Genomic DNA, 10,826 nt, shown 5'->3' with positions numbered 1-10,826 from the left:
GTCGCAGCCCCGACCCGCGGTCACGAGCGGGGGCTCCTGTCGTTTCCGTGCCCTCGGATTGGGTCATAGTGTCTGACCTCGCGCCGTGGTACGATTTTTGAGTTTGAAAGTCCCGCCGTGCTCCGGCTGCCCTTGCAGCTCGGCGTGCGGCCGCACGTAAAGGAGCCATCATGGCCGGTATGAACATGCAGCAGATGATGAAGCAGGCTCGCAAGATGCAGGAGCAGCTTGCCGCCGCGCAGGAGAACCTCAAGTCCCAGACCGTCGACGCCTCTGCCGGCGGCGGCATGGTCAAGGTGACCGTTAACGGCGAGATGGAGCTCGTCAACCTCACCATCGATCCCGATGCGCTCGATCCCGAGGACGTCGATATGCTGCAGGATATGATCATGGCTGCCGTCAACGAGGCCGTCCGCGGCGTCAACGAGCTCGCCAACAAGCAGATGGGCGCCATCACCGGCGGCCTCAACATCCCGGGCATGCCGTTCTAAGACACGCATATATATGAGTGCCAACCACAGTCTGCAAAAACTGCTCGATGAGCTGGGCCGTCTGCCGGGCATTGGTCCCAAGTCGGCCCAGCGCATCGCCTATTACCTGTTGGAGGCCGACGCCGAGGAGGCGCGCCGCCTGGCCGAGGCCATCCTGGAGGTCAAGCAGGAGGTCCACTTTTGCAGCCGCTGCTTTAACTACGCCACGGCCGACGAGTGCTCCATCTGCCAGGACCCGATGCGCGATACCACTCGCATTTGCGTGGTGGGCGAGCCGCGCGATGTCCAGGCGATCGAGCGCACGGGCAGCTACCACGGCCTCTACCACGTATTGGGCGGCGTGATCAGTCCCATGGACAAGATTGGCCCCGAGCAGCTGCACATTCGAGAGCTGCTGGCACGCTTGGGCCACGAGGACATCCACGAGGTCATCATCGCCACCAACCCCAATATTGAGGGCGAGACCACGGCGAGCTATCTGGCCCGTACCATCAAGCCGTTGGGCGTCGAGGTGTCGCGTCTGGCAAGCGGCCTTCCCGTGGGCGGCGACTTGGAGTATGCCGACGAGCTTACGCTTGGCCGCGCCATCGAGGCCCGTCGCGCGATTTAGGTGGCGAGCCTGCTCCTGCCGTATGTTTTCCTCACAGTCGCACGGGGTAGTCATAATTTCCCCGTGCGACTGTGAGTTTGTTGTGCAACAAAGATGCTTCGTATCCGCTTATCGCATGGATGCTTCCGCTCGCATCCTTAATTTGTCCATTCGTTGCGCAACCTTTTTGGTTCGCTGATACACTCAAATATGGATTCGAATGAATGCGCCGCTCCCGAGCGGCGTGTTTTTGTTGGAGGAGAACGCATGCGGCCCGGTGGCACTCAGACAAAGCGCGGCGCCGCGGTGCGCATACGACGCCGACTGGGCTTGGCGCCGCGGGCGTACGCACTGCTATCGTGCTCGCTGGTGCTGGTCATAGCTGGCGTTTCTGCCTATGGCATGACCGTGCCGTCCATGATGCAGGCGCATGCCGCACGCGAACCGCGCGTGGGGCATGAGGCCAAAAGCGATCTGGGCACCACGACTGGATATGCTTGGGCAAGTGTGGTCGGGCATATTGTGTTTGGCACCGACGATGCGGACGGCGCCGAGGCCCCGGACAACGAAGTCACGCTTGCCAATGGCAAAACCATCGTGCTCACCAACACCAAGATCATCGATCGATTGTCCAACAATAGCGTGGCGGCAACGGTGAATAAGGTCGAGCAGCAAAAGGAGCAGGACGCCCAGCAGTCCGGAAAGCCCGGTAGCTCGGATACTTCTGGCTCCGGCTCGGATTCATCGAGTTCGGGCGGCGGCTCTGGGTCGGGTTCCTCTACCGGAGGGCCTGGAAACGGCGGCTCGACGGGCGGCAACACTGACAACGATGCAAACTCCGGCGGCCTTTCCGCTGCTGAGGAAGAGAGCATTCACAGTTGGCTTGTGACCAAGTACAACATGCTCGACGGCTATGTTTCTCGTGCCAATGACGTGGTCTCGACCTATAACTCTACGGGAGATCCCAGGCCGTGCGACAGCCTGGTCGGGGAGATGTTTGTCATTCGAGCCGAGTTCGGTCGTCAGACATTCTCGCCCCGGTCAAGGTGGTATCAGCAGTATGCCAATCTGTGGGGCTGTTACACCAACCTATGTCAATGGGTCGGCCATTACGGCGATGATGACGTCGCGCTCGGTAACTTCAACAATAACGTGGCGGCGCTTGCCCTATGATGACCGATCTTGCATCCACCACACCACAATCGCTCGGTCGCGATCCCATGGTCGGCCTGCGCCTGGCGCGTGTCGACGGGTTTGAGCCGGCCATTGCGCTCGGTCAGGACGAACTGCCTGCCTATCTGCGTCGTTTTACGATACTGTTTGCCGACGATGCCACCATGCGCCGTGGCGGTATCGGCCGCGTGACGCGTGCTGTCAACGCCCAAGGCGAGGACGTAGCACTCAAACAGCTCATCTTGCCGACGCGCGATGAGTTTGACGACGATGCCGCCCATGAGTCGCTGGTCGCCAAGTTCAAAGCGGCATTTCGCGAGGAATACGAATGCCATCGCGCCCTTTCGGGCCTTAAGGGCTTTCCCCGCCTCTATGGCTGGGGCGAGGTCGACGGTGTGCCTGCAATTGTCATGGAATGGGTCGAGGGCGAGACGCTCGCCCGCTTGCGTTCGCGACTTGCCGTGGACGATGCCGGACGCCTGTCGCCGCTTGTGGCGGCGCGTCTGGGTCGCGACCTGTTCGATCTGCTCTGCCGTATGAGTCTGGTGGGCGAGGGCTTTGTCCATCGCGATATCTCGCCCGCTAATATTATGGTGCGTACGGCGCGTCTACCGCTTGACCGGCAGCTTGCCGAGGGCACCTTTGACCTGTGCCTGATCGACTTTGGCTCGTCGCTGGCGCTTGAGCCTGCGTCGGCCGTGGCCGGTACCGGCGGCAAGGCATCCTTTACCGAGCGCTATGCCACGCTGCGTCGCGCGACGGTTGCCTATGCCCCGCCCGAGATGCTCACCGACGATATTCCCGACCTGCGCGCTTTGCGTATGTCGCCGGCGATTGACGTCTATGCCGCGGCAAGCACGGTTTACGAGCTCATTGCCGGCGTCGCGCCATACGAAGCCGCGCCGAGCACTTCGGGCACCTCGGGTTCGCGCAAAAAGACGCGCGACATCGCGAGCCCCTACCGTCTCAAGATGGACACGCGGCCCGACTATCCCATTGGTGCCCATGCGCCCGGTTGTGATTTGACTCAGCTGCTTCGTCGTGAGCCCGATGTGGCGCTCGCCGCGGCCGAGCAGGCCCAGCAGCTAGGGCTTGAGCCGGATTCCGAAGAGCTACGCGATGCGCTGGCGTTTGTCGATGCCCAGCTGTTCGACGTGGTGATGGCCTGTCTGTCCAGCCATCAAAAAGATCGTCCCGAGCCGGCGGCGGTCGAGGCGGCGCTCTCAGCGTTTTGTGACCACTATGCGCAAAATGTCGGCCGTTCGCTCCGCGGCGAGCCGCTCACGCCGTGCCCCATGGATGCGTCTGGCCGCGCGGCTCGTCGCGCGCTGATGGTCGGCGCGACGGTCGTCTGTGGCGTGGTTTGGGCTGTGATCGTGGTTTCGGCCGCGCTGCTGGCGTCGGGCGCTCGCGTGACGGCGACTTTGGGATCGCTCGTGTGGTCTGGGTCGCTACCGGGTATTATTGCCGCACTGGCGTTGGCGCTGCCAGGCATAGCCGGCGTTGCCGCGGGGGCGCTTGCGCGCGATCGGCGCTCGGGCTTCCTGCAGGGTGTGCTTGCGCTTTCTGCCTGCGAGGTTCCGGTGCTGGTTGTGGCTGCATGTAGCGTATTTTCCCAACGCGCCGTGATGGGCGGCCTTGTTGCCGCTCTGGTTGCAACCTATACGCTTACGTGGTTTTTGCTTGCGATGGGCTTTGCCTTTGAACTTCCCGTTTCGGCACCACGACGCACAAAAGCCCAGATGGCGACTCCGCTTGCCGGTGGAGCCGCAGCTGCCCGTACTTTTGGCGGACCTGTCGAAGTATCGTCCGATTCTATTTCTACGACTAAGGAGGCCTAGGTCATGGCATCTCAAGTTGAGCTCACCCCATGCGGGGCCATGTTTGACATCTTTAAGCGCGCGGCGCATCTGAGCCATATCGAGCTGTGCGGCTTGGTGCTTTCGTCCCGTCCGCTCGCCGACGGCCGCAGCCCGCAGAGCCGAGCCGCCGATCGCTCTTGGGTTTCCCGCTTTATCGTTCGCGCGCCGGTCGGCACGCTTCAGCATCGCTACTTTGCCGAATACGGTACCTCGGCTGCGCGTATTATGTCGCAACTGGCCCTGCGCCAGCGCAATCCCATGGACTCCACGGCTGTGATCAATATGGTGTGCGGTCCTGCAGGTGAACCGATGGTACGCGCGCTCGAAGAGTGCCACCAGGACACGAATCTCTATCGCAACGCGCTCGATCGCCTGTCCCAGGCGGCGGAACTCATGCCCGCCGAGCGCGCCGAGGCCGTGCTGGTGCTGTTTGTCGCCGTCGGTTGTTCGGCGGATGTGCGGTCCTCGGTGAACTATGCCATCGACTACGCGCACGCGACCTGTGGCGGAGGCACATCCACGCCGCGTTCGCTTGGCATGTCGATGACCGCGGGCGAACGCGAACCCGCCCCGGCGCACCCCTTGGGCTTGCTGCGCGTACAAAACAGTTTTGTCGTGAGCGCCCCGCGCTGGATTCAGCCGAGTGAGCAGGGTGTTGAGATTGGCGCGCTGGCCACTGGCGAGGGCGATATTACCGACGTCGGCGACGATGTCTCGGCCCGCCATGCCCATATCTGGTGCGATGCTCAAAATATCTGGCACGTCGAGGACTTGTCGTCCACCAACGGAACCGTGGTGGTAAACGGGGCCACGCGCGTCTGCATTCAGGTCGAGCCCGGCCGTTCCGCCCAACTCAATCCCGGCGACGAGCTCAAGCTCGGCGAATCCACTACCTACGCCATCCTCTTCGGTGCTCTCTGGCCAACCCCTCGATAAGTTGCGGTGAAATAGTTCTTGTTTAAGGCTACGAACAGCAAAAAGGCGACAAAAGGCAAAGGATTTGGTGGGTGTAAAACGAGGTCGTTTGCGGGCGGACGCTCCAATCTATTGTGGCAATCGGGCGGTTGAAAAAGATATTTCAACCGCCCGATTGCCAGATTCGTCGGAGGAGATGTCCGATTCCGACTCTCTTGCAGGAAGAGCTTGAGATCGTATTGGCCCAAGGCAATCTAAAGCAGTCTCATTGGCAAATCTTCGCTCCTGTTGTGTTGAGGTGTAAGGTATCAGTGATTGATGTTTTGTGGCGGGTAGATTGGGGCCTTCCTTGATTCGATGCGTTCTCTCGAGGTTCATCAGAGCAAAAGGGGCTTTCGTCTTCATTGCTATCACGGTGATTGGAACCGCTCTCTCCTATGCCATGCCATACGTGAACGGGAAATTCTTAGATTTTCTTCTTGGTAACCGCAGCGAAAGAGACGCCGTACTCTTCGCACTCCTGGTTGCGTCAATAGGAGTTTTCTCCACCCTCTTTACTTATTTTGCAGGAACACTTTCCATTCGCATAACCACGAGACTTTCCTTTGATCTTCTCAGGGAGGCCGTCTTGCGTTTTGAAAGAGACGATTACTTGGTGAGTCGGACCATCGATCCAGCCTATACAACGCAACGGATTATTTCCGACTCCAGCGTGGTCTCATCCTTCGTTTTGGCGAATTTTATCAGTGCGCCGCTGTCCATTGTAGCTATTCCCATCGTATTGCTTATCATATGGTCAATTGATTCAACTCTCGCGGTGTTTTCTATCATTCTCCTCATCGTGTATTTCTGTGTAATTACTGGGTTGAGGAAACTTTTGTATAGGGTCACGTATGAGAAGAAAGAAGCGGACAGCGCCTTTTACGCCGCAATTGCATCGCAGCTTAATCAGATTCTCAACATTCAACTGGCATCTTCGTACGGCAAGAGCGAACAAGCGCTCGACGCTGGATTTAAGAGCTATTTTCCCAAAGTTTTGCGCTCCGGAAAGCTATCATATTCTCTGACATCGCTCGATGGTCTTTTCGCAGCGTTGTTTCAAGCGGTGATACTTGTTGTTTCCGGAGTACGAATCATTAACGGAACTATGTCAATAGGCGAGTACACTATCATCGGTACATACTTCGCGGTTCTCTTTAAGACTTTGAAAAGTATGATGTCATTGTTCAAATCCTATCAGGACGCCAAAGCATCATGGGATAGGACGGCTATCACGACGAGGGAAAAGGCGAGATCGGGGTGGAATCGGACCGATTTGGCGAAACTTGATGGAATAAATGACATTTCGGTATCTGATTTGGAATTCTCGGTTGTCCTTCCAGACAGATCTGTCCGAGAGGTCCTCGGCGGGTTTTCTTTCAAGTTTTCCGGTCCTGGTACATATTGCATAGTTGGGGAGAACGGAAGAGGCAAGACGTCACTTCTTTACTTGATGCTCGGGCTATACTCATCGAAAGGCAAAGTAAAATACAACGGTGTGCCAATCGAAGAATGCGACTTGGATTACATACGTGCGAGAGAGATATCGTGCTGCCCACAGTCGTGCTTCGCGCCGGACGAAACGGTGAAAGAGCTGTTAGAGTATTTCGACACGCCCTTTTCTCCCTATCACCGGGGTGTAGATGACCTACCTTCGCTGGAAAACAGCGTGAAGGAGTTGCTCGGGAAACGTTGCTCCGCGCTTTCGGGCGGTGAGCTGCGCCGCGTGTACTTATGGTCGGCGATTTCACGCAAGTCGTCAGTTTTGATGCTCGACGAGCCCACGACTGGGTTAGACGCTGTAAGCCGCGCCGAGCTTGCGGCCTATGTTAAGCGCAACAAGCAAAGCCAGCTGATCATCGTTGTCTCTCACGATGACGAGATGGTCGGCGCGGTAGAAGGGGTAGTGGATTTAAGCAGCATGTACCAGGGTAAATGCTGACAAGTGTAGTGCTACCCAACTGGCAGAGATAACAAAAAAGCGATGCAGATGCACGTAGCATTCAGGCGGTTCGGACTCGGTGCCTTCACGCCATCGCAACGCTTTCAGATATAGTTCTCGTTCTCTTACTAAAGGAAACTTTAGTCTACGTCGTCTTGTCGAGACAGAGGTGAAGTGAAGTGTTGTCGCGACGTATCTTATTCCAGGTGGCTCAGTATCAGCGCGAGAATCGCACCAAAGTGTACTTACGATTCTCGTGTCCCACGGACAATATGAGCTGAGCATTGAGGTTCCGCCCTTTGCTGCAACTACACGGGGTTGGACGGCAATGAATATGCCGGGCCACATGCCACGCGCAGCGGGGGTCCATGCCCCAGTATGTTGCCTACAGCAGCCTCGATGTCCACGCACGCATCATCTCTGCCTTCGCGTTCAATCCGTTTGCCGGAGAGTGCGAGGGTTGCAAGGCCGTAGAATTCGAGCCGAACAAATGAAATGCGGTATCAACGCATAGGATTAAACTGACGATTGCTTTGCACCGAGAATACGCCTGGAAAGCCGCTATAGGTGGCGGCCCGGGTTAAATAGAGAAGCCCGTCCGATCACTTTCATGTGGCGAACGGTCGGGCTTCTTATTCCACTTGCCAATGCTCGGCTCATATTGGAAGAAAGCTACGCTAATGTTTGCGTGATACTCCTATTTTTTCCGAAGAAAGAGTCGAATAATGAAGAATAAAAGTAAAAAAGGTGCCAGATATAATGCAAGTATAAAGGCTAATCCAACGAGACCTTGCAATAATGGCATAACTCCTCCCAGACACGAGATTTTGGTATTTGTTCCCATCTTATTCTGAATTGGATCAAATAGTTTCTAGCCACAAAAACTACTCGTCAACTGGATCGCACCAATCTGCTGGCAAAACACAGCTTGATTCTTTATCGACATAGCACCAATCCGCAACAGGGCACTCGGCGATGTCGTAAAAATTGCATATATCAACTCCAAGACAACAAGGCTCAACGGGAGGATTTTCATTTCCACTTGAACCAACAGGATGGATATGCTTCATAACAGCTCCTCACCTTAATCCAATTAGAGACTACGTTTGATCAATGCCACAGTGATCTACAACGCAGATGCTGCCGCCATCCATGTCATAGTCGCAGTAATCGTATGCACCACAGCCATCTGCTTTATCATAAACAGTACAGATGTCAGTAATGCCCAAGAGGCAGTCAAAAGACATCGGCTTCACGCCTGCCTCGTCGCTACTTCCTGGATTAATCGGATGAATATGCTTCACGACTACCTCCCTTTGAGTGCAGAAAAAACCTCAATATTGTGTATAACAAACCAAGATGTCTAGTTCACCATATTTCTAGAATGGTTTCGGCGAACGTAGCAATAAGCTTTGCAGACGGTAATCAGAAGAACGAACACCTCCACAATGGTGACAGCAATGCGCTGAACCGCTTATTCCGATACAGTAGCTTCTCGTTGATTTTTCTCCTGCGAAGATGAGTGGCGGGAAATAAGGTCAAAAGCTATCTCGTAGCACATTTTTCTATATTCACATGATGCAGGGTGTAGACTCTTGGGCAAGTAGCCGTGCTCGTCTGCAGCCTCCCAGCTACAGCCCCCACCACAGAAAGAACGAGCCCAACAGTCCGTACAGTCAATTCTTTTTTCGACACCCTGACTCCAGTTTTCAATATACCTAGTTTCGTCAATTCCGGTGATGATGTTGCCCATTTTGAATCGCATCATCCCGACAAACCTGTGACAGGGGTATACGTCTCCTTCGGGAGTCACAGAAATAAAACGCCTGCCAGCCCCGCATCCGACAAAGGCGATCCTGTTGCTCATAATCAAATCAATTGCAGTTTTCAATGTTCTAAACAAGGGCTTTTCCCCTTGATCAATCTGTTTGAGATATTGATCCGCCAAATCTATTAAGCCCGCCCTGATTTTGTTTAATGAGTGTTCGTCGAGTTTGATATTCTCATCGAATGAGCTTACGGGCGAGAAGTAAATCCTTCTGAAACCCATCTCTTTAAACTGAAGATAGTCTTCAACAAGGTTACAGTTATTTTTTGTTAAGGTCGCTCTTGCGCCGAAGGGGAACGACTCGGAAAAACGACGAACGTTTTTGTCGATATCGGAGAAAGAGCCACCTCCCGTCTTGTACGGGCGCGATGCATCGTGCTTACATCCTGTACCATCGAGACTAATCAGAACAGAAAACCCGTGCTCCTTGAAAGAATTCACAGCAGTGTCATTCAAAAGCGTTCCGTTGGTCGTAATAGAATAGGTAAAGTTTCTATTGGGGTATATTCTTTTTGAATAGTCGACCGTTTTCCATATCAGCGGCTCGTTAATCATGGGTTCCCCACCAAAAAAGACGATCGTAAGCGTTTCGTTTTCCGATGAACTTGCGACGAGGTAGTCGACCGCCTTGAAGGCTATCTCGTCTGTCATCAGCAGAGGAGACGTCCCATAATCTCCTTTACCGGCAAAACAGTAACTACAACCAAGGTTGCATGCATGTGAAACGTGGAGTTCGATGGATCTAAGTTTTCGAGGCGTGTCTTTTGTTAAGAAAGTCCGCTCAGACAATCGTTGATACTCATCAATGTCGTCTTCAAGTTCTGCTATGGTCGTTTGGCCGTAGCCTTTCGCAGCAAGTGACTTCGTTAGCAACTTCGAGTTGACCGTTCTTCCCGATGCTTCAAATACGCGAAGCGCATCTTCTGATGCTTGGTCAACCTGAAAGCAATTGCGAGTGACCTCATCGAAGCAGTAACGACGATCACTTACTGAGAAAAAATGCATACGTTCCTCAATTTCATGCTGGACTGGCACTAACCTTGTTTATTGTTACGCAGCTATAAAAAACCAACAGCGGGGATTCTGCGTGCGGCCCAATCGGACTCCCAAAAGGTTCTATTTGAGACTGGCAAGCTTTGCGTTGTTGGCACTTCGACAGCGCTCTTTATTCCAGCATGGAGCCTCGCAGTTTGAGTCGACTTGCCTCTGGAAGGTCCGATCTTAACTTGATTTAGGATGAAAACAGATTACAGGCGCGCTCCTCTAGAAAAAAAAGAAACCAATCACCGCCTTTCACCAGGAAAGTTTTTTATAGCTCACCTCGAGCAAAATGAAAGATGCGAGAGCGATTGGGGAACAACGCGAATCTCCCCTTTTGGGTGGGAGCGAGCCTTCAGCTATCGGCGAACGACTCGCCCTGGTCAGAATCTGGAAGTGGTGCCGGGCCGCTTGGGCCTCCTCGGCGACTTAGTGGGGCTTACCTGCCTGACGTCGAGGAGTGCATCCGCAAGATTCGTTCCCTATGCCGTTTGCTCTCACGCCCGCCTTGGTTCCAAGTCGGGCGAGCCGCCGCGCTCGTGCGACCTGTGGCGGCGCCACGTCGACGCCGCGCTCGCTGAGCACATCTTCGGTCGCGGGCGAACGCGAACCCGCCCCGGCGCACCCCTTGGGCTTGCTGCGCGTACAAAACAGTTTTGTCGTGAGCGCCCCGCGCTGGATTCAGCCGAGTGAGCAGGGTGTTGAGATTGGCGCGCTGGCCACTGGCGAGGGCGATATTACCGACGTCGGCGACGATGTCTCGGCCCGCCATGCCCATATCTGGTGCGATGCTCAGAATATCTGGCACGTCGAGGACTTGTCGTCCACCAACGGAACCGTGGTGGTAAACGGGGCCACGCGCGTCTGCATTCAGGTCGAGCCCGGCCGTTCCGCCCAACTCAATCCCGGCGACGAGCTCAAGCTCGGCGAATCCACTACCTACGCCATT

Annotated in this window: 10 protein-coding genes; 7 read left to right on the top strand and 3 right to left on the bottom strand. The window is 55.3% G+C overall.

The genetic code is table 11. The features are described 5' to 3' along the window. Positions 1 to 170: 170 nt before the first annotated feature. The 6 genes from I4W09_RS09660 (at position 171) to I4W09_RS09635 (ending at position 7,011) form a co-directional block, all read left to right on the top strand. A complete protein-coding gene (locus I4W09_RS09660; RefSeq protein ID WP_006235174.1) occupies positions 171 to 491 on the top strand; it encodes a YbaB/EbfC family nucleoid-associated protein in 321 nt (106 codons plus the stop codon). A 13-nt stretch (positions 492 to 504) separates the two neighbouring features. Further along, on the top strand, positions 505 to 1,101 hold the full coding sequence (gene recR / locus I4W09_RS09655; protein WP_006235173.1) for a recombination mediator RecR: 597 nt from the start codon (positions 505 to 507) through the stop codon (positions 1,099 to 1,101). A 246-nt stretch (positions 1,102 to 1,347) separates the two neighbouring features. Then, complete coding sequence (locus I4W09_RS09650; protein ID WP_196033954.1) at positions 1,348 to 2,253, top strand: hypothetical protein; 906 nt, start codon at positions 1,348 to 1,350, stop codon at positions 2,251 to 2,253. After that, complete coding sequence (locus I4W09_RS09645) at positions 2,250 to 4,094, top strand: serine/threonine protein kinase (protein ID WP_230318766.1); 1,845 nt, start codon at positions 2,250 to 2,252, stop codon at positions 4,092 to 4,094. Before I4W09_RS09650 ends, I4W09_RS09645 begins: the two co-directional genes overlap by 4 nt. A 3-nt stretch (positions 4,095 to 4,097) precedes the next feature. Then, positions 4,098 to 5,051: an FHA domain-containing protein gene (locus I4W09_RS09640; protein WP_196033948.1), complete on the top strand. Its 954-nt coding sequence runs from the start codon at positions 4,098 to 4,100 to the stop codon at positions 5,049 to 5,051. A gap of 328 nt (positions 5,052 to 5,379) precedes the next feature. Continuing rightward, the gene (locus I4W09_RS09635; RefSeq protein ID WP_196033946.1) at positions 5,380 to 7,011 is read left to right on the top strand and encodes an ATP-binding cassette domain-containing protein; all 1,632 of its coding nucleotides are present in this window, start codon (positions 5,380 to 5,382) and stop codon (positions 7,009 to 7,011) included. An 884-nt stretch (positions 7,012 to 7,895) separates the two neighbouring features. Here I4W09_RS09635 and I4W09_RS09630 read toward each other — a convergent pair. From I4W09_RS09630 to I4W09_RS09620, 3 genes are all read right to left on the bottom strand, one after another. Further along, positions 7,896 to 8,081 (bottom strand): hypothetical protein, encoded by a 186-nt coding sequence (locus tag I4W09_RS09630; RefSeq protein ID WP_196033943.1) that lies wholly within the window; start codon positions 8,079 to 8,081, stop codon positions 7,896 to 7,898. A gap of 30 nt (positions 8,082 to 8,111) precedes the next feature. Next, positions 8,112 to 8,315, bottom strand: coding sequence for a hypothetical protein (locus I4W09_RS09625; RefSeq protein WP_196033940.1), 204 nt, complete (start codon positions 8,313 to 8,315; stop codon positions 8,112 to 8,114). Positions 8,316 to 8,485: 170 nt separating this feature from the next. Continuing rightward, the gene (locus tag I4W09_RS09620; RefSeq protein ID WP_230318765.1) at positions 8,486 to 9,844 is read right to left on the bottom strand and encodes a radical SAM/SPASM domain-containing protein; all 1,359 of its coding nucleotides are present in this window, start codon (positions 9,842 to 9,844) and stop codon (positions 8,486 to 8,488) included. Between the two features lie 517 nt (positions 9,845 to 10,361). Here I4W09_RS09620 and I4W09_RS09615 point away from each other — a divergent pair. Beyond that, on the top strand, positions 10,362 to 10,826 hold a 465-nt coding region (locus I4W09_RS09615), incomplete at its 3' end, for an FHA domain-containing protein (protein ID WP_196033934.1).

This window comes from Collinsella aerofaciens, assembly GCF_015670795.1.
Taxonomy (GTDB): Bacteria; Actinomycetota; Coriobacteriia; order Coriobacteriales; family Coriobacteriaceae; genus Collinsella; species Collinsella aerofaciens_Q.
This window is presented reverse-complemented; position numbering and strand designations above follow the sequence as displayed.